The organism is Inquilinus sp. NPDC058860 (assembly GCF_042743185.1).
Classification (GTDB): Bacteria; Pseudomonadota; Alphaproteobacteria; order DSM-16000; family Inquilinaceae; genus Inquilinus.
The window spans coordinates 18,607-37,294 of sequence record NZ_JBHYMS010000069.1; the positions used below are offsets into that span (position 1 = coordinate 18,607).

20 protein-coding genes are annotated in these 18,688 nt (G+C 70.5%); 10 read left to right on the forward strand and 10 right to left on the reverse strand.

Annotated elements, in window-relative coordinates; translation table 11 throughout:
- Both ACFW16_RS31420 and ACFW16_RS31425 read right to left on the reverse strand, forming a co-directional pair.
- Nucleotides 1-426: a GFA family protein gene (locus ACFW16_RS31420; protein WP_380312749.1), complete on the reverse strand. Its 426-nt coding sequence runs from the start codon at nt 424-426 to the stop codon at nt 1-3.
- Nucleotides 423-1,046 carry a TetR/AcrR family transcriptional regulator gene (locus ACFW16_RS31425; RefSeq protein WP_380312750.1) on the reverse strand — a complete coding sequence of 208 codons (624 nt, stop codon included), beginning with the start codon at nt 1,044-1,046 and terminating at the stop codon, nt 423-425. The genes ACFW16_RS31420 and ACFW16_RS31425 overlap by 4 nt, the downstream gene beginning before the upstream one ends.
- Nucleotides 1,047-1,155: 109 nt before the next feature.
- On the opposite strand from ACFW16_RS31425, the gene ACFW16_RS31430 reads away from it, so the two are divergent.
- A complete protein-coding gene (locus tag ACFW16_RS31430; protein WP_380312753.1) occupies nt 1,156-2,364 on the forward strand; it encodes an MFS transporter in 1,209 nt (402 codons plus the stop codon).
- Between the two features lie 15 nt (nt 2,365-2,379).
- Here ACFW16_RS31430 and ACFW16_RS31435 read toward each other — a convergent pair whose 3' ends face one another.
- Nucleotides 2,380-3,429, reverse strand: a complete 1,050-nt coding sequence (locus tag ACFW16_RS31435) for an aldo/keto reductase (protein WP_380312755.1) — start codon at nt 3,427-3,429, stop codon at nt 2,380-2,382.
- Between the two features lie 172 nt (nt 3,430-3,601).
- Between ACFW16_RS31435 and ACFW16_RS31440 the strand changes: the two genes are divergently transcribed.
- The gene (locus tag ACFW16_RS31440) at nt 3,602-4,408 is read left to right on the forward strand and encodes a 6-phosphogluconolactonase (RefSeq protein ID WP_380312758.1); all 807 of its coding nucleotides are present in this window, start codon (nt 3,602-3,604) and stop codon (nt 4,406-4,408) included.
- Nucleotides 4,405-4,911, forward strand: coding sequence for a hypothetical protein (locus ACFW16_RS31445; RefSeq protein WP_380312760.1), 507 nt, complete (start codon nt 4,405-4,407; stop codon nt 4,909-4,911). The genes ACFW16_RS31440 and ACFW16_RS31445 overlap by 4 nt, the downstream gene beginning before the upstream one ends.
- Here ACFW16_RS31445 and ACFW16_RS31450 read toward each other — a convergent pair.
- From ACFW16_RS31450 to ACFW16_RS31470, 5 genes are all read right to left on the reverse strand, one after another.
- On the reverse strand, nt 4,904-5,224 hold the full coding sequence (locus ACFW16_RS31450) for a DUF6916 family protein (RefSeq protein WP_380312763.1): 321 nt from the start codon (nt 5,222-5,224) through the stop codon (nt 4,904-4,906). The genes ACFW16_RS31445 and ACFW16_RS31450 overlap by 8 nt on opposite strands.
- Before the next feature lie 12 nt (nt 5,225-5,236).
- Entirely contained in the window at nt 5,237-5,824 is a 588-nt protein-coding gene (locus ACFW16_RS31455; RefSeq protein ID WP_380312765.1) for a phage tail protein, read from the reverse strand.
- 182 nt (nt 5,825-6,006) lie between these two features.
- Entirely contained in the window at nt 6,007-6,768 is a 762-nt protein-coding gene (gene kduD / locus ACFW16_RS31460; RefSeq protein WP_380312767.1) for a 2-dehydro-3-deoxy-D-gluconate 5-dehydrogenase KduD, read from the reverse strand.
- On the reverse strand, nt 6,765-7,619 hold the full coding sequence (gene kduI, locus ACFW16_RS31465) for a 5-dehydro-4-deoxy-D-glucuronate isomerase (protein WP_380312769.1): 855 nt from the start codon (nt 7,617-7,619) through the stop codon (nt 6,765-6,767). Before kduI ends, kduD begins: the two co-directional genes overlap by 4 nt.
- A gap of 14 nt (nt 7,620-7,633) precedes the next feature.
- Nucleotides 7,634-8,335, reverse strand: a complete 702-nt coding sequence (locus ACFW16_RS31470; protein ID WP_380312771.1) for a GntR family transcriptional regulator — start codon at nt 8,333-8,335, stop codon at nt 7,634-7,636.
- An 84-nt stretch (nt 8,336-8,419) separates the two neighbouring features.
- Between ACFW16_RS31470 and ACFW16_RS31475 the strand changes: the two genes are divergently transcribed.
- Complete coding sequence (locus tag ACFW16_RS31475) at nt 8,420-9,211, forward strand: 2-keto-4-pentenoate hydratase (protein ID WP_380312774.1); 792 nt, start codon at nt 8,420-8,422, stop codon at nt 9,209-9,211.
- On the opposite strand, the gene ACFW16_RS31480 is transcribed toward ACFW16_RS31475, so the two are convergent.
- Nucleotides 9,195-10,175, reverse strand: coding sequence for a cation diffusion facilitator family transporter (locus tag ACFW16_RS31480; RefSeq protein WP_380312776.1), 981 nt, complete (start codon nt 10,173-10,175; stop codon nt 9,195-9,197). The two genes, ACFW16_RS31475 and ACFW16_RS31480, sit on opposite strands and share 17 nt — an antisense overlap.
- A 278-nt stretch (nt 10,176-10,453) precedes the next feature.
- On the opposite strand from ACFW16_RS31480, the gene ACFW16_RS31485 reads away from it, so the two are divergent.
- Entirely contained in the window at nt 10,454-11,359 is a 906-nt protein-coding gene (locus ACFW16_RS31485; protein WP_380312778.1) for a phytanoyl-CoA dioxygenase family protein, read from the forward strand.
- A gap of 4 nt (nt 11,360-11,363) precedes the next feature.
- Here the strand turns inward: ACFW16_RS31485 and ACFW16_RS31490 are convergent, their stop codons facing one another.
- The gene (locus tag ACFW16_RS31490; protein ID WP_380312780.1) at nt 11,364-12,224 is read right to left on the reverse strand and encodes a helix-turn-helix domain-containing protein; all 861 of its coding nucleotides are present in this window, start codon (nt 12,222-12,224) and stop codon (nt 11,364-11,366) included.
- A 167-nt stretch (nt 12,225-12,391) separates the two neighbouring features.
- On the opposite strand from ACFW16_RS31490, the gene ACFW16_RS31495 reads away from it, so the two are divergent.
- Genes ACFW16_RS31495 through ACFW16_RS31515 form a run of 5 tightly spaced genes read left to right on the forward strand, consistent with a single transcriptional unit; the run spans nt 12,392 to nt 18,430 of the window.
- A complete protein-coding gene (locus tag ACFW16_RS31495; protein ID WP_380312782.1) occupies nt 12,392-13,702 on the forward strand; it encodes an ABC transporter substrate-binding protein in 1,311 nt (436 codons plus the stop codon).
- Between the two features lie 13 nt (nt 13,703-13,715).
- Nucleotides 13,716-14,669: a carbohydrate ABC transporter permease gene (locus ACFW16_RS31500; protein ID WP_380312784.1), complete on the forward strand. Its 954-nt coding sequence runs from the start codon at nt 13,716-13,718 to the stop codon at nt 14,667-14,669.
- Nucleotides 14,670-14,680: 11 nt separating this feature from the next.
- Complete coding sequence (locus ACFW16_RS31505) at nt 14,681-15,520, forward strand: carbohydrate ABC transporter permease (protein ID WP_380312786.1); 840 nt, start codon at nt 14,681-14,683, stop codon at nt 15,518-15,520.
- A 32-nt stretch (nt 15,521-15,552) separates the two neighbouring features.
- Nucleotides 15,553-17,493 (forward strand): beta-galactosidase, encoded by a 1,941-nt coding sequence (locus ACFW16_RS31510; protein ID WP_380312789.1) that lies wholly within the window; start codon nt 15,553-15,555, stop codon nt 17,491-17,493.
- Between the two features lie 10 nt (nt 17,494-17,503).
- Entirely contained in the window at nt 17,504-18,430 is a 927-nt protein-coding gene (locus ACFW16_RS31515) for an aldo/keto reductase (protein ID WP_380312791.1), read from the forward strand.
- Nucleotides 18,431-18,688: the final 258 nt, after the last annotated feature.

Here is an 18,688-nt window from a genome sequence, read left to right on the forward strand (position 1 = left end):
TCAGGCCGGGTCGCGGTCGAACTGGCCGGCGCCGGCGACCGGCGCCAGCCAGGACTCGCGGCGGATGATCCAGCCTTCGCGGGTCGGGCGCAGATCGCCCGGTGCCTCGTCCAGGGCGCCGAGCAGGATCTCGACCTTGTCCTCGGACGGGTGGAACAGGCGCGAGCCGCAGGCCGGGCAGAAGCTGCGGCCGCGATGGGTGCGCACCTCCCCGGTCGCGGTGAAGGCGTCGCGGGGCCAGTCGGCATAGGCCATGGCGACGGCACCGGTGGCCTTGCGGCATTCGGTGCAGTGGCAGATGCCGATCACCAGCGGCTCGCCCCGGACGGTGAAGCGCACCGCGCCGCAGCTGCAGCCGCCCTGGCGCAGGCGCACGCCATCGGTATCCACCCGCGGTTCCGGCCGCAGCACGGGATAGTCGCTCATCCGGCCCTCCTTCCCTGGTCGTCGGCTGTCCGCTGCTTCAGCAGGCCGGACAGCAGGGCGCCGAAGGCCTGGATCGAATGCCGAGCGGCGACGTCCGGGTCGGGGGCGTTGGCGATCCACTGGGCGGCGTGCAGCATCGCCCCGTTGAGCAGCCGCGCCGTCGCCTCCGGGTCGACCCGCACGATCACGCCATCCCCGGCCAGGCACCGCAGGCTGCCGGCCATCGAGGCGATGCATTCCGACTGGCTGTCCCAGGCCGACGGGTCGCCGAGAACCGACGGGCCGTCGCGCAGGACGATCCGCCGGATCTCCGGCTCCAGCGCCATCTCGAGATAGGCGATGCATTCGTCGCAGAAGCCCTGCCACAGCGAATCGGCGCGGCCGGAGACCTCGCGCAGTCGGGCGTTCATCTCGGCGTCGATCTCGGCGATCACCGCCCGCAACAGGCCCTTCTTGTCGCCGAAATGATGATAGAGGGCGCCGCGGGTCAAGCCGGCCTCGGCGGTGAAGTCGTCCATCGACGCCTCGGCATAGCCCATGGTGCCGAAGGCGTGCCGGGCCGCCGCCAGCAGCTTGGCGCGGGTCTTGGCGATCATCTCGCTGCGTGGTCTGTGGGCCATGCCCTTCCTTTACATACGCGGCGTATGCCAATTGACACACGCCGCCTCCATCATTATCTGCTTCACATACGACGCGTATGCAAGTGCTGCTGCCGCAGCGGAGAGCGCCATGACCAACCCCTATGCCGAGATCTTCCGCGCCCCCGGCGCCAAGGCCTTCTCGGCCGCGGGCTTCATCGCCCGGCTGCCGCTGGCGATGATGACGCTGGGCATCGTCACCATGCTGTCGCAGGCGCGCGGCGAATACGCGCTGGCCGGCGCCGTCTCCGCCACCTTTGCCCTGTCCAACGCACTGATCGCGCCGCAGATCTCGCGGCTGGTCGACCGGCGCGGCCAGGGCCGGGTGGCGGTGCCGGCCACGATCGTCACCGTGGCGGCGATGGCCGGGCTGATGCTGGCCACCCGGCTCGGCGCGCCGGACTGGACCCTGTTCCTGTTCGCGATCGGCGCCGGCGCCATGCCCAGCCTGAGCGCCTTCGTGCGGGCGCGCTGGACCGAGCTGTACCGCGACACGCCGCAGCTGCGCACGGCCTTCGCCTTCGAATCCGTGGCCGACGAGGTGATCTTCATGACCGGCCCGGTGATCGCGATCGGGCTGAGCGTCGCGGTGATCCCGGAGGCCGGGCCGCTGGCCGCCACCCTGCTGCTGGCCGCCGGCGTGACCCTGTTCAGCCGGCTGAAGGCGACCGAGCCGCCGGTGCATGCGCCGGAGGCCGGGCGCGGCCGCTCCGTCATCCGGCTGGGGTCGGTGCGGGTGATCGGGCTGACCATGATCGCGGTCGGCGCCATCTTCGGCACCGCCGAGGTCACCGCAGTCGCCTTCGCCGAGGCGCATGGCGCCACCGCCGCCGCCAGCCTGGTGCTGGCCGCCTACGCCCTGGGGTCGCTGATCGCCGGGCTGGCGTTCGGGGCGATGAAGCCGCGGCTGTCGCTGGCCGCCCAGTTCGTCCTGGCGATCGGCCTGGCGGCGCTGACCACCCTGCCGCTGCTGGTGGTCGACAGCATCCCGGCGCTGGCGCTGGTGCTGTTCCTGGCCGGCGCCGCCGTGTCGCCCACCATCATCACCGCCATGGGGCTGATCGAGCGGCTGGTGCCGCCGTCGCAGCTGACCGAGGGCATCACCTGGGTGATGACCGGAATCGGCATCGGCATGGCCGTCGGCTCCTCCGCCTCCGGCCGGAACATCGACGAGCTCGGCGCTTCGGCCGGGTTCTGGGTGTCGGTCGCGGCCGGGGCCACGGCGCTGGCCGTCGCCCTGCTCGGCCAGCGCTGGCTGCACGGCCGGGCGCCGGCCGGGGCGGCCTGCGTCCCGGCGTAGGCCCGGCTTCCCCGATCAGAGGTGCGGGCCGAGCAGCGACAGGTCGGCGGGGCCGAGGCGGTCCTTGGCGGTGCGCAGCTGGTGCCAGTAGGGGTACAGCACCGGCGGCGCGCTGACCTTATCGAGCCGCGCCCGCTCCTCCGCCGTCAGCACCAGATCGGCGGCGCCGAGATTGTCCTTCAGCTGCGCCTCGGTGCGGCCGCCGATGATCACCGACGTGACCGCCGGCCGCCCGAGCAGCCAGGCCAGCGCCACCTGGGCGCCGGAGACGCCGCGCGCCTCGGCGATCGCGACCAGCGCGTCGACGATCGCCCAGAGCCGGTCCTCGTCGCGGACCGGCGGCTCGTCCCAGCCGGCCAGCTGGCGCGTGCCTTCCGGCGTCACACCGCGCCGGTGCTTACCGGACAGGAGGCCGCCGGCCAGCGGACTCCACACCAGGATGCCGAGGCCCTGGTCGATCGACACCGGCACCAGCTCGTACTCCGCCTCGCGTGCCTCCAGCGTGTAGTGGATCTGCTGGCTGACGAAGCGCTGGCGGTGGGTGCGGTCGCTGACTCCGAGCGCCTTCATCAGGTGCCAGCCGGAATAGTTCGAGGCGCCGATGTAGCGGACCTTGCCCTGGCGTACGAGGCTGTCGAGCGCGTCGATCGTCTCCTCCAGCGGGGTCTGCCCGTCCCATTGATGGACCTGGTACAGGTCGATCACGTCGGTCTTCAGCCGCCGCAGGCTGGCCTCGCAGGCCTCGATCAGGTGGTGGCGCGACAGGCCGCGGTCGTTCGGGCCGTCGCCCATCGGGAAGCGCGCCTTGGTGGCGATCAGCACGCCGGCCTTGCGCTTGCCGCCCAGCACCTCGCCGATGATCTCCTCCGACCCGCCGGTGGAGTAGACGTCGGCGGTGTCGATCAGGTTGACGCCGGCGTCGAGGCACAGGTCGATCTGCCGCCGCGCCTCGTCGACGCCGGCAGTGCCGACCTTGGCGAAATTGCCCTTCCCGCCCATGGTCATGGTGCCGAGGGTGATGGTGGAGACCTTGAGGCCGGAGCGGCCGAGCAGTCGGTATTCCATGACGCGCCTCACTCTTGTCGGGTCGACCAGTCCTAGACCCGCCGATTTCAGCGTTCCAACGGAAAGATCAGATCGCATTCAGCGCCGAAGGTGCTGAATGGTCGGGCGTGATTGCGCCGCGGGGCCGGCCTCTGCACACTCCTCGTTCCCGGTCGGCCGCCAGGACCCGCCCATGCGATCCACCATCGCCATCCCGGTCACCGTCCATCCGACGCCGGACGCGCTGGGCCGCGCCGTCGCCCAGCGCATCCTGGGCGGGATCGAGCGCGCGGCGGAAGAGAGCCGGCCCTATCTGCTGGGCTGCCCGGCCGGGCGATCGGCCGCGCCGGTCTATGCCGCGCTCGGCGCCCTGGCCGGGATGACCCGGTTCGACCTGTCGCGGCTGGTGCTGGTGATGATGGACGAGTACCTGGCCGAGGGGCCGGACGGGCCCGTTCTGTGCGACCCGCGGGCGCATTACAGCTGCCGCCGCTTCGCCGAGCAGGAGATCCGGGCCGTGCTGAACGCCAAGCTGCCGGCACCGCGGCAGTTGCCGGCGACGGGCGTGTGGTGCCCGGCTCCGGCCGAGCCCGAGGCCTATGACCGACGGATCCGCGACGCCGGCGGCATCGACCTGTTCCTGCTGGCCAGCGGCGCCAGCGACGGCCACGTCGCCTTCAACCCGCCGGACAGCCCGGCCGAGGGCGGAACCGCCGTCGTCGCGCTGGCGGAGGAGACGCGGCGCGACAACATGGCGACCTTCCCCGGCTTCGCCGCCATCGCCGAGGTGCCGCACCGGGGCGTGTCGGTCGGCCTCGGCACCATCGCCGGCCTGTCGCGGGCGGCGCTGATGATCATCCATGGCGGCCGCAAGCGGCAGGCGGTGCGGCGGCTGCTGGAAAGCCGCGACTTCGAGCCGGGCTGGCCGGCCACCATCCTGCATCGCTGCCGGCATCCGGAGATCCATCTCGACGCCGCGGCCGCGCGGGAGGCGCAGTGACCGCGGCGGACACCAACGCCGAACTGGCCCGGCTGCGCGACCGGGTCGCGGCCTCGCAGGCGGTGGCCTGCGGCATGGCGCATGAGGCGGTGCCGCGCGATGCGGCCGGTCGGCCCCTGGCCCATGCGGTCGAGCCCGAGGGCTACGCCCGTCCGGCGCTGTGCCCGGCCGGGCGGCGCGACACCCAGCTGGCCTGCAGCCACAGCACCGCCCGGCTGCCGCTGCGGCGGGCGATCGAGACGCTGCAGGCGCGGGACGCGGACGCGGCGGCGGAACTGCTGGCGGAGTGGATGCGCCTGGACACGGCCCTGGGCACGCTGGATCACCGCCGCTACGCGGCCGAGACCCGGCTGGCCGATGCGGTCAGGTCGGGCTCCGACCTGATTTCGGAAGAAAAACGGTCGATCACGGCGCTGGTCCGGGAGCATCGCGACCTGGCCCGGGGGCTCGATGCGTTGCGGGACCGGATCCTGGCCGCGATCGACCGCGGCCTGCTCAGTTGAACACCGCCTCGTAGAAGCGGACGCCCTGCGCCTTCGGCTGGTCCATCGCCGCCGGCACCACCGGGTTGACGAAGACGCCCTCCATCAGCCCCTTGGACGGGTGCCGGATGTTGTAGACCTGGGCGCCGAGATCCGGTGTCGGCGGCGCCGTGAACAGGATCGCGAAGGGGTGGCGCCGCAGCAGGCCCGGCGACTCGTAGGGCGAGAGTCGGACGGCGACGAGCGTCGCCTCCACCCGCCCGCCTGGCCCCTCGACCACGAAGGTCTGGCCACGGTGGTCCTTGAAATCATCGAAGCTGAGTTCGGCGAGCATCGCGACGCTCCCTCAGTCGCGCGGCGGGAAGATGCCTTCCAGCGCTATGATCCAGTTGATCGCCAGATAGGGCGGCATGATCGAGAAGGGCTGGGAGCCGCCGGTCGGGCCGATCGTGCCGGTCACCGGGATCGCCAGGGAGACCGAGGGGCTGGCGCCGCCGGCGGCGAAGGTGTTGACGTCGACGCTCGAGCCGGAGGTCGAGTCCAGGAAGTTCGGCGCGCCCAGGATCGAGTCGGCGGCCGCCGCGGTCAGGGTGGTGCTGCTGGCGGAGGTGGCCACCTTCTGTTGCCCGGCCAAGCTCACGGCATGGGTGTGCGCCGGCAGGTTGTTGATGGTCAGGGTGGTGGTCGGCGTGCCGCTGAGCTCTCCGAGACCGTGGTTGGGCAGCCCCGGACCCTGGCCGGCGCCGATCGGAACTCGGCCGAACAGGTTGGGCAGCCCGAAGGTGGTCTGGCCGTTGCCGCCATAGGTGGTGCCGAGCAGGGCGAACAGAGCCGAGTTCTGCGCGATCGACAGGATCTGGCCCCCGCAGAAGGCCCAGCCGCGCGGCGCGAAATTCGGCGCCCAGCCCATGATCGTGGCGAGATAGGATTCCATCTGAAATGCTCCTGAAAAAATGAGATCGACAATGCGTCAAACGCCTGATGCCGGTTCGCGCCCTCGACGTGAGGGATCGAACCGGCATCAGCGATGGTAAAACGAATAGAAATATAGTTTCAATCTTAATCGATTGAATGACCAATTATGCTGTGAATTCGGCATAAAAGCAACCCGATACTTCACCGCGCCAGCCAGCCGCCATCGACCGGCAGCAGCGCCCCGGTGACGTAGCCGCTGTGCGGCGAGGCCAGGAACAGCGTCGCCGTCGCCAGGTCCTGCGGCACGCCCCAGCGGCCGGCGGGGATGCGGTCGAGGATCTGGCGGGTGCGCACCGGATCGGCGCGCAGCGCCTCGGTGTTGTCGGTTTCCATATAGCCGGGGGCGATGGCGTTGACGGTGATGCCCTTCGGCGCCAGCTCGTTCGCCATCGCCCGGGTCAGTCCGGCGATACCGTGCTTGGCCGCGGTGTAGGACGGCACGCGGATGCCGCCCTGGAAGGACAGCACCGAGGCGACATGGATGATCCGGCCCCGGATGCCCTGCCCCACCATGTGGCGGGCGACGGCCTGGCTGAGGAAGAAGGCGCTCTTCAGGTTCACCGCCATCACCGCGTCCCAGTCCGCCTCGCTGAACTCCAGCAGGTCGGCGCGGCGGATGATGCCGGCGTTGTTGACCAGGATGTCGATCCGGCCGAGCCGGGCGACGATGTCGGCCACCACCGCCTCGAGCCCGGAGGAGTCCTCGAGGTCGCGCACCACCTCGACGAAACGGCGGCCGGTGCCGGCGATCGCCGCCGCGGTGTCCGGCATCGGGCGGGAGCCGAGCCCGGCGATATCGGCCCCGGCCTCGGCCAGCGCCACGGCGATGCCGCGGCCGAGCCCGGTGCGCGCGCCGGTGACCAGCGCCACCTGCCCTGAGAGATCGAACAGGCCGGAGCTCACAGCAGGTCCCCCATGGCGACGAAGTCCATGTCGGTGAAGGCCTGGTTGTCGCCCGCCATGCTCCAGATGAAGGCATAGGCGGCGGTGCCGGCGCCACAATGGATCGACCAGGGCGGCGACAGCACCGCCTGCTCGTTGCGGACAACCAGGTGGCGGGTGGCCGAGGGCCGGCCCATGAAGTGCATCACCACCGCATCGGCCGGCAACTCGAAATAGAAATACGCTTCCATCCGCCGGTCATGGGTGTGCGCCGGCATGGTGTTCCAGACACTGCCGCTGTGCAGCCGGGTCAGGCCCATCAGCAACTGGCAGGTCGGCAGCACCTCCGGATGCAGGTACTGGTGCAGGGTGCGGCGGTTGCTGGTCTCGGGCGCCCCCAGCTCCTTGACGATCGCCTGGTCGCGCGCGACCACCCGCGACGGCAGCCCGGCATGGGCCGGGGTCGAGTTGATGTAGAATTTCGCCGGATTGGCCGGATCGACGCTGGCGAAGGCGACCGAGGCGGTGCCCTTGCCGAGATAGAGCGCGTCCTGCGGCCCGACCTCGAACACGGTCTTGTCCGCCGTGACCCGGCCGGGACCGCCGACATTGATCAGGCCGAGCTCGCGCCGCTCCAGGAGCGTGGCGCTGCCGACCAGCCTGGCCAGGTCTTCGCCGACCACCAGCGGCGCGTCGGTCGGCACCGCCCCCATCACCAGCATCCGGTCGTAATGGGTGTAGGTGGCGCTCAGCCGGCCCGGGACCATCAGCTGCTCGATCAGGAAATGCCGGCGCAGATCCTCGCCGTCGAGCATCTCGGCCTGCTCGTAATGCACCGCCTGGCGGGTGGTCGGGATGTCGCTCGCGGTCATGCGTGTGTCCTCGTCTAGCGGGTCCGGCCCGGGGCGGGCTCGTCGAACAGTTCGGGGTGCTCGGCCTCGATCCGCGGCAAAGCGCGCAGGATCTCGGTCAGGTGGTGGCGCATCGCCCGCTCCGCCGCGTCGGCGTCGCGGGCGTCGATCGCGGCCATGATGGCGCGGTGCTGGTCGACCAGCGGCAGCATCGCCTCGGCGCCCGGCAGCGTCAGGGTGCAGATCCGGTCCATATGCGCCTTCAGGTCCTCCACCGCCGTCCAGGCCAAGCCGCAGCCGGCGCCCTCGGCAATGGCGATGTGGAACAGCTCGTCGGCGCGCTGGAAGTCGTGATGGTTGCCGCGCGACGCGGCCCTGGCCTGGGCGTCGAGCAGGTCGTCGATGCGCTCGCGGCTCGACCGGTCGAAGCCCTCGCAGGCGCGCCGCACCAGGGCCACCTCGACCGATTCGCGGACGAAGCGCGCCTCCGCCATCCGCCGCACCGACAGCTTGACCACCACGGTGCCGCGCTGCGGCTGCACCTCGACCAGCCGGGTCTTCGCCAGCGCGATCAGCGCCTCGCGCACCGGCTGGCGCGACACGCCATAACGCTGTGCGATCTCCTGCTCCGACAGCCGGGCGCCGGGCGGCAGCTCCAGCGCCACGATGGCGCGGCGCAGCTCGCGCTCCAGCCGATGCGCGGCGGATTCGAAGCTGTGGGCGGGGTCGATCTTCACGCCGGATCCTGCATGCCGTTGCCACCTTGCATAACAGCCCATACTACCATACACAAGAATCCAGATCAGCCGACGGAGCCTGCCATGAGTTCGAGCCGCGACCTGGCCATCGCCTTCACCGAAGCGCGCCGCGCCGGCCGCGCCTTGCCGGCCTATCCCGGCACGCTGCCGCCGGATCTTCCCACCGCCTATGCGGTGCAGGAGGAGGCGATCGGCCTGTGGACCGATACGCTGGTCGGCTGGAAAGTGGCCGGCATCGCCGAAGTCTGGCGCCCGCGCTACGACGCGCCGCGCCTGGCCGGCCCGGTCTTCGCCCGCAACTTCCGCGACGCCCGCGAGCGACGGGTGGAGACGCCGGTGATCCCCGGCGGCTTCGGCGCGGTCGAGGCCGAATTCGTGCTGCGGATCGGCCGCGACATCCCGGCCGAGGCGCGGCCGCGCACCCTCGACGAGATGCGGCCCTTCGTCGCCGCGGTCCATGCCGGGATGGAGATCGCCGGCAGCCCGCTGGCAACCCTCAACGACCTCGGACCCGGCGCCGTGGCCAGCGATTTCGGCAACAATGCCGGCCTCGTGCTCGGGCCCGAGATCGCGGCGTGGGACATCCGGGCACCGTCCGACTGGACGGTGCGGATGCGGGTCGACGGCGTGGTGGTCGGCGAGGGCAGCGCCGCCCGCGTCGCCGGCGGAGGGCCGATCGCCTCCCTCGCCTTCCTGGCCGAGCATCTCGGCCGCCGCAGCCGGGACCTGCCCGCCGGCAGCTGGGTGCTGACCGGCATGACCACCGGCGTCCATGTGGTGAAGCCGGGCGCCCGGGCCGAGGCCGAATTCGACGGCGTCGGCACCGTCGACGTGCTGGTCACCGCCGTCGGCTGAACCTCCGCCGCGGCGGCGCGGCCGGCTCGCCCGCCGCATGGGCTTCCACAGGCATCGGGCGGTGCGGCCGGTTCCGGGCGATGGCCAGGCCGCCGTGCTTGGCCTTCTCCTCCGGCTCGACATGGATGCTGATGACGGTGTCGGGGCCGATGTCCTTCCGCAGCGTCACCTCGATCCGGTCGCAGATGTCGTGCGCCTCGGAGACGCTCATCGCGCCGGGCACCACCAGGTGGAAGTCGATGAAGGTCAGCCGCCCGGCATGCCGGGTGCGCACGTCATGGGCCTCGAGCGCGCCGCCGCCGGTGCGGGCGATCGCCTCGCGGATGCGGGCCAGGGTCTCCGGCGGCACCGCCTCGTCCATCAGGCCGCCGACCGAATCCCGGACCATGGTGTAGCCGGACCAGAGGATGTTGACCGCCACCAGCGCGGCGAGGATAGGGTCGAGGATCAGCCAGCCGGTCAGGGCCACCAGGCCGACCCCGACCAGCACCCCGCCCGAGGTGTAGACGTCGGTCAGCACGTGCCGGCCGTCCGCCACCAGCGCCGGCGCACGGAGGCTCCGGCCCCAGCGCAGCAGGCACCAGCCCCAGACGGCGTTGATGACCGAGGCGACCGCGTTGATCGCCAGGCCCAGCGCCGGCGCGTCGATCGGCCGTGGGTCGAGCAGGCCGGACCAGGCCTCGCGCAGGATCGACAGCGCGGCCAGCACCACCAGCAGCCCTTCGAACACCGCCGAGAAGTACTCGGCCTTGGTGTGGCCGTAGGGGTGGTTGGCATCCGCCGGCTGGGCCGAGATCCACAGCGCGATGAAGGCGGCACCGGCCGCGACCACGTTGATGATGCTCTCGAGCGCGTCGGAGTAGAGCGCGATCGACCCGGTGACCCAGTAGGCCAGGAACTTGAGCCCCAGCACCAGCGCCCCGACGAAGACGCTGGCCAGCGCTGCCTGGGAGGCGCGGTCCATCAGCGGCCGCGCCCCGCCTCGGGACGCTGGCAACGCTGCGCCGGCTGCTTCATCTGGAACCCGGACATATCTCTCTAAGCCTCGGCTAAGAAGTGTGGTTCACAATACTTAACCATTTGATATTAAATGGTTTTCATGACGAACACCACATCCTCGCGCCGCGCCGGCCCGACCTGAGGATTCCGGAGAAAAAGCCACCGGGACGCGACGACATTCCAGGCCGCGGGGTGCATGATGGCCGCCAAGCGCCGCAGGGCGCGTTGTCATGGGAGGAGGAGATGGGTCCGGCCGTTCTGCCGTCCGCCCTGTCGTCGAACGGCTATGATCTCGACTGCAGCCCGGCCCGGCTGGGTTGGCTGGCGCCGAGCGATCCGGCGGAGGATCTCGCGGCCCTGAGGTCGCGCTACAATGCCGAAGGTTACCTCTGGCTGCGGTCGCTGCTGCCGCGGGCGGCGGTGCTGGAGTTCCGCCGCCACGTCTTCGCGCAATTCGCCGAATTCGGCCTGCTGGCCCCTGGCTCCGACCCGCTCGAGGGCCGCGCCTCGGATCTCCCGGCCGACGCCGCGTCGCGCGGCCGGCTGATGGAGCTGGTGCGCTCCTCGGCCTTCGAATCCTTCTGCCTGATGCCGGAGCTGTGGCGCTTCATCGACCGGCTGATCGGCGGCAATTCCACCCTGCACCGGCGCAAGATCCTGCGCTTCACCCGGCCCGGCGACCCGGCCTCGACCGGCGCCCATTACGACCTGATCTATCTGCGCGCCGGCACCGACCGGCTGGTCACCGCCTGGATCCCGATCGGCGACGTGCCGGTGCGGATGGGCGGGCTCTTGTATCTGGAAGGGTCGCACCGCCTGGGCCGCGAGATGGAGGCGGAGTTCGCGCGCAAGAACGCCGACCTGTCGCCGGAGGAGCGGATCAGCGCCTACAACCGCAACATGACCGAGACCGGCTGGATCTCGAAGGACCTGCCGGCGATGGCGGAGCGCTTCGGCACCCGCTGGCTGGCCGCGGACTACGCCGCCGGCGACGTGGTGCTGCACAGCCCCACCATGATCCACGCCGCGACCCGCAACGACGACCCGGACGGGGTCATGCGCCTGTCCGCCGACATCCGCTTCCAGGACGTCCGCGACGAGGCCGATCCGCGCTGGGGCGGGCATTGGAGCCTCAAGGACGGGCTGTAGGCCCTCACCCACCGCCCCGATAGAGAATCCGGAACTGCCTCGGCGGCATCGCGAAGTGGCGGCTGAAGGCCTCGTAGAAGCGGGAGACCGAGCCGAAGCCGGCCTCGAAGGCGACCGTGACGATGTCGGTGTCGGTCGACAGCAGCAGCGCCTGCGCCACGTACAGGCGCTGGCGGGTGAGATAGCCGCCGATGCTCAGGCCCAGCGCCTCGCGGAAGATCGCCATGGCGTAGTTCGGATGCAGGCAGACCGAGGCCGCCACGTCGGAGACCGAGATCGGCTCGCTGGCATGCGCGGCGATGAAGCCGGCCATGGCCCAGACCTTGGCGTGCCGGCCTTCGGAGGCAGCGGCGCCGTCGCCGGTGTCGCTCAGCACCTCCCAGCCGCACAGGTCGCTGCGCCGCAGCCGCTGCTCGATCTCCTGCCGCACCAGGGCGGTGATTCGGTCGTCGCCGCGGTTCAGCTCGGCATGCCAGTGCTCGAACTGGGCCGCGTCGAACGGCAGCGGCGCCCGGTCGCCGATCATGCCGCCGCCCAGCACCGCGCTCTTCAGCCGCGGCCCCAGCGCGGCGCTGAGGAACATCTCGATCGGCAGGTACAGGCAGACGAAGCTGGCCGGGCTCGACGCCTCGATGGTCTGGTGCGGGATGGCGCCCCAGAAGAACACGAAATCGCCGGCCCCGATCGTCACCCGCCTTCCGTTGAACAGATAGGTCGCGGCCCCTTCCAGCATCAGGTTCAGCTCGATCTGGCTGTGCTGGTGCGCCCGCCGCATCACCAGGACCTCGCGCCGCGCATCGGCGCTGACGATACGCTCCGACAGGCCGGGCAGTCTCGGTATGCGCGCAGTCGAGGCTTGTCCCATCACACACCTTAGGATCCCGGAAGAATTCGTCCCTGATCGGGACGACATGCGGAAACCATCGGATTCATACTCCAGGCGCAAGGCGACGATAAGCTCCGCGAAGACAGTCCCGCCTGTGGCAGGCTGGACCCGTCGGTCGGACCAGACACGATACGAGGGAGGACTCTATGAGCAGACTCGGCAGGATTGCCGGCATGATGTCCGGCTTGGCCGGCGCGGCCGTTTTAGCCCTGACGGCGCCGGCGATGGCGCAGTCGGACGTGAAGGGCGAGATCACGGTCTGGAGCTGGAACGTGGCGGCGACGGCCCTGAAGGCCGTGGTGCCCGACTTCAACAAGGCCTATCCGAACGTCAAGGTGACTGTCGAGGACCTGGGCAACCAGCCGGTCTATGACCGCGGCCTCGCCGGCTGCTCCGCCGGCGGCATCAACATGCCGGACGTCTATTCGGTCGAGAACCACGAGTCCGAGGTGTTCTGGGCCCGCTTCCCGGACTGCTTCCTGGACCTGAAGTCGCTGGACCCGAAGGAGGCCGACCTCCTCGCCAAATTCCCGAAGTTCAAGCTGGCGGAGCTGACCGTCGGCGACAAGATCTACGCCATGCCCTGGGATTCCGGGCCAGCCGTGGTGTTCTACCGCCGCGACATGTATGAGGCCGCGGGCGTGGACCCGGCCAAGATCGCGACCTGGGACGACTTCATCGCCGCCGGCAAGGCGGTGCTGGCCAAGGCCGGCCCCGACGTGAAGTTCGTCTCCACCAACAGCGGCGCGACCAACACGGCCTGGTTCCGCATCCTGGCGAACCAGGCCGGCTGCGCCTTCTTCGACGACGGCGGCGAGAACATCACGGTCAACCGGCCCGGCTGCGTCCAGGCGCTGGAGACGGTGAAGAAGATCACGGATGCCGGCCTGTTCATGGAGGGCGACTGGGACGGCAGCCTGCAGGCGATCAAGGCCAACCGCCTCGCCAGCTCGGTCTTCGGCGCCTGGTACGAGGGCTCGGTCCGCGGCAACGCGCCGGAGCTGAGCGGCAAATGGGGCGTCTTCCAGCTGCCGGCGTTCGAATCCGGCGGCAACCGTGCCGCCAATATCGGCGGCTCCTCGCTCGCCATCCCGGCCTCGTCGAAGAACCCGCAGGCGGCGCTCGCCTTCATCAATTTCGCGCTCGGCCGGCCCGACAGCCAGATCACCCAGCTCAAGGCCTCGGGCCTGGTGCCGACGCTGCCGGAGGCGATCCAGGATCCCTTTGTCCAGCAGCCGCTGCCCTACTGGGGTGGCCAGAAGGTCTGGGAGGTGGTGCTGTCCACCCTGCAGCAGATCAAGCCGGCGCGCGGCACCCAGTATTTCGCCGAGGCCGACAACATCGCCGACGGCATCCTGCTGGCCTATCTGAAGGGCAACGGCAAGTCGGCCAAGGAGACCCTGGACGAGGCGGCCGAGCAGATCGCCGCCGCCACCGGCCTGCCCGTCGCGGAATGACGGAGGCCGCGTGATGGGAACCGCCACCCGAGCCGGCCTCCAGGCCCCGCGGACACGCGGGGCCCCAGCCGCCGCCCTGTCGGAGGCCGGCGGCGGGTGGCGGCGCCGGCGCCACGCACTGGCACCGTACTGGTTCCTGCTGCCCTACCTCCTGGTCTTCGCCGTTTTCTGGTGCTGGCCGATCATCGATTCGGCGCTGCTGTCGCTGCAGAACACGCGGGTCAATCCCTGGGCCTGGAATCTCGGCATCAACTGGCGGCGGCTGCTGGTCGACCGCGCCTTCCAGGAGGCGCTGAAGAACACGCTGATCATCCTGGTGATCCAGGTGCCGGTGATGCTGACCCTGGCCACGCTGCTGGCCCTGGCCTTGAACTCGCCGCTGTTGAAGCTGCGGCCGATCTACCGCTTCGCCTTCTTCGCCCCGGTGGTGGTCAGCGACGTCGCCTATTCGGTGGTGTTCCGGCTGCTGTTCAACGGTCAGTTCGGCGCCGTCAACCACGGCCTCGCGGCGCTGGGCCTGGCCCCGATCGACTGGCTGCACGACCCGAACGCGGCGATGGCCACGATCATGGTGGCGGTGACCTGGCGCTGGACCGGCTACAACGCCATCATCCTGCTGGCCGGGCTGCAGTCGATCCCGCGCGACCTGTACGAGGCGGCGGCGATCGACGGCGCCTCCCCGGTCGACCGCTTCTTCCGCATCACCCTGCCGCTGCTGAAGCCGATCGTGGTGTTCTGCCTGGTCCTGTCGATCATCGGCACCATGCAGCTGTTCACCGAGCCCTGGCTGATCACCGAGCGCGGCGGGCCGGGCGGCGCCACCGAGACGCTCGGCACCTATCTCTACAAGCAGGGCTTCGTCAGCCTGAACTTCGGCTATGCCGCGGCGATCGCCTACACCATCGCGGCCATGGCGGCGGTGATGGCGGCGCTCAACCTCATGCTCACCCGCGGCCGGAAGGCCTGAGGAGGATGGCGATGCTCCGCACCATAGGATCGCGCCGGCGCTGGGGCACCTGGGCCCTGACCGGCGGCATGGCGCCCGTGGCGCTCCTCTGGCTGGCCCCGTTGTACCTGATGGTGGTGTTCGCCACCCTGCCGGACTACGCCATCTTCTCGCCGGAGCTGCCGCTGACGCCGGGCGGCAGCCTGCTGGAGAACTGGGCTTTCCTCGACGACACGGCCAGCTTCGGCCGGGCGATGCTGAACTCGATCGGCATCGCCACCGTCTCGGCGGTGCTGTCGCTGCTGTTGACCAGCATGGCCGGCTACGCCTTCGCCCGCTTCCAGTTCGTCGGCAAGCAGGCGACCTTCAGCCTGCTGGTGGCGACCCTGACCGTGCCCTATGCCGTGGTGATCATACCGCAATACGTGCTGGTGGCGCGCGACCTGGGCCTGTCCAACACCTGGATCGCGGTGATCGTGCCGCCGCTGTTCAACTCGATCGGCGTGCTGTTCATGCGTCAGACCTTCCTGTCGCTGCCGCAGGAGCTCCTGGACGCCGCCCGCATCGACGGCGCGCGCGAGGGCCGGATCTTCTTCTCAATCGCCCTGCCGCTGGTGCGGCCCAGCATGGCGGCTCTGGCGATCATCCTGTTCCTGGCCTCCTGGAACAACTATCTGTGGCCGCTGCTGGTCGCGACCCAATCGGGCGCCCGCACCGCGCCGGTGGCGCTGGGCAGCCTGATCGGCCTGAACGTCGTGCCCTGGGGCGCGCTGATGGTCGGGGCCACGCTGCTGACCCTGCCGATGATCGTCGTCTTCATCTTCCTGCAGCGCTACTTCGTCGCCGGCATCACCGCCGGCGCGGTGAAGTAGCGTCCCACACCAGCCCCTGACGAGGCTCTCGAATGCTCGGCGTCTGCTATTACCCGGAACATTGGCCCGAAGAGTGGTGGGAGGACGACGCCCGCCGGATGCGCGAGGTCGGCATCACCTTCGTCCGCATCGCCGAATTCGCCTGGTCGCGGATCGAGCCGGAGCCGGGGCGGTTCGACTGGGCCTGGCTGGACCGCGCCATCGACACGCTCGGTGCCGCCGGGCTGAAGGTGGTGATGTGCACGCCGACGGCGACGCCGCCGAAATGGCTGGTCGACCGCCACCCGGACATCCTGCCGGTGAACGAATACGGCGGCACCCGGGGCTTCGGCTCGCGCCGGCACACCAGCTTCTCCAGCCGCACCTGGATCAGCGAGAGCGCCCGCATCACCGAGGCGGTGGCGCGGCGCTACGGCGCCCATGACGCGGTCGCCGGCTGGCAGACCGACAACGAGTTCGGCTGCCACGACACCGTGCTGTCCTACGGGCGCGAGGACGTCGCCGCCTTCCAGACCTGGCTGCGCCACCGCTACCAGACGCCCGAGGCCCTGAACCAGGCCTGGGGCAATGTCTTCTGGTCGATGGAGGTCGGCGGCTTCGACGAGATCGTCGCCCCGGTCGGCGCGGTGACCGAGACCAACCCGGCGGCGCGGCTGGACTACTGGCGATTCGCTTCGGACCAGGTCGCCGCCTACAACCGGATGCAGGTCGAGATCATCCGCCAGCATTCGCCGGGCCGCTTCGTCACCCACAACTTCATGGGCTTCTTCCAGGAGTTCGACCACTGGCCGCTGGGCGAGGACCTCGACATCGCCTCCTGGGACAGCTACCCGCTGGGCACGCTGGAGAAGATCGCCTGCGACGATGATGAGCGGGCGCGCTGGGCCCGCACCTCGCATCCCGACCTGGCGCCGTTCAACCACGACCTGTACCGCGCCGTCGGCCGCGGCCGCTGGTGGGTGATGGAGCAGCAGCCCGGGCCGGTGAACTGGGCCGCCTGGAACCCGGTGCCGAAGCCCGGCATGGTCCGGCTGTGGAGCTGGGAGGCGCTGGCCCATGGCGCCGAGGTGGTCAGCTATTTCCGCTGGCGGCAATGCCCCTTCGCGCAGGAGCAGATGCATGCCGGGCTGAACCGGCCGGACCGCGAGCTGTCGCCCGGCGGGCAGGAGGCGACGCAGGTCGGGCAGGAGCTGGCGCGGCTGGGCGCCCTGCCCGCCTCCGGCCAGGCCCCGGTGGCGCTGGTGTTCGATTACGAGACCTCCTGGATCACCCGGATCCAGCCGCAGGGCCGCGACTTCCGCTACACCGACCTGGCGTTCCGCTGGTACGAGGCGATCCGCCGCCTCGGCCTGGATGTCGACTTCGTCCGCCCCGGCGCGTCCCTGGCCGGCTACAAGGCGGTGGTGGTGCCGACCCTGGCGACCGTATCGGAGGCGGCGCTGCAGGCCTTCGCCGCCACCGACGCGATCATCCTGTTCGGCCCGCGCACCGGGTCCAAGACCCGCGACTTCGCCATCCCGGACGAGCTGCCGCCGGGGCTGCTGCAGGAGCTGCTGCCGGTGAAGGTGACGCAGGTCGCCTCGCTGCGGCCGAACCTGGTGGAGCCGGTCGAGGGACCCGGCCTGTCCGGATCGATCCGGCGCTGGCGCGAATGGCTGGAGACCGACCTGCCGGTGCAGGCCAGCTTCGCCGACGGCGCCCCGGCCCTGGTCGGCGACGGCAACCGTTTCTACCTGGCCGGCTGGCCGGACCCGGCGCTGCTGCGCGGCATCATCGCCGACCTCCTGGGCAGCGTCGGGCTGGACCTGACCGAGCTGCCGGAGGCGGTGCGGCTGCGCCGCCGCGGCGGCCTGACCTTCGCCTTCAACTACGGCGAGATCGACTGGGCCGCGCCGGTGAAGGATGCCGGCCGCTACCTGCTGGGCGGGCCGGTGGTGCCGCCGCAGGGCGTGGCCTGCTGGCGGGCGGAATAAGGAAAACGAGATGATCTACGGCACGATCCCCGGCGTCGCGGCGCCGGTGGCCCGCATGGTGATGGGCGTCGACAACCAGGATGACCTGGCCAAGGCAGCGCCGCTGTTCGACGACTATGTCGAGCGCGGCGGCAACTGCTTCGACACCGCGCGGATCTACATGCGCGGCGGCTGCGAGGCGCTGTTCGGCGAATACCTCGCCAGCCGCGGAATCCGCGACCGCATCGTCCTGATCGGCAAGGGCGCGCACACCCCGAACTGCACGCCGGAGGCGGCGCGGAGCCAGCTGGAACAGAGCCTGGAGGCGCTGCGCGCCGACCGCGTCGACATCTACTTCCTGCACCGCGACAACCCGGAGGTGCCGGTCGGCGAGTTCGTCGACGTGCTCGACGCGCTGCACCGCGAGGGCCGGATCGGCGTGTTCGGCGGCTCGAACTGGAGCCTGGAGCGGTTCCGGGCGGCCAACGACTACGCGAAGCGGACCGGCAAGACCGGCTTCACGGTGCTGAGCAACAACCTGGCCCTGGCGCGGATGGTCGAGCCGGTCTGGGCCGGCTGCGTCTCGGCCCGCGACCCGGACTGGCTGCGCTATCTGGAGGAAAGCGGCACGGCCCTGTTCGCCTGGTCCTCGACCGCCCGCGGCTTCTTCACCGAGCGCGGCGACCCGTCCCGGGCGGCGGCGGAGCCGGAGATCGCCCACAGCTGGCACGCCGAGGACAATTTCGAGCGCCGGCGCCGCGCCATCGCCTTGGCTGAAACCAAGGGCACCAGCCCGGTGCAGATCGCCATGGCCTGGGTGCTGTCCCAGCCCTTCGCCACCTTCGCCCTCTCCGGCCCGCGCACGCTGGAGGAGAGCCGGCGGAACATCGAGGGCCTGTCGGTCACCCTGACGGAGAGCGAGCGCGACTGGCTGGACCTGAAGCGGGACCAGCCGTAGGCCAAACCACCGGGTTGCCTTTCCCGCTTGCGCGGACGTTTTCAGAATGATTGAGACCCAGCCTTTTATAGTCCCCCCTCCCCTTGCGGGAGGGGGGAAGGGGGAGGGGTCTGCGCGCGTCCGCGCGCGAATGCGCAAAGGACAGGCTTGGCCGCTGGGACCAGATCATCAGGTTCAGGCCGGTCTTGGCGTCGAAAACCCCCTCCCCCTACCCCCCTCCCGCGAGGGGAGGGGGGACTCAATTTGCTTGCGGCCGAA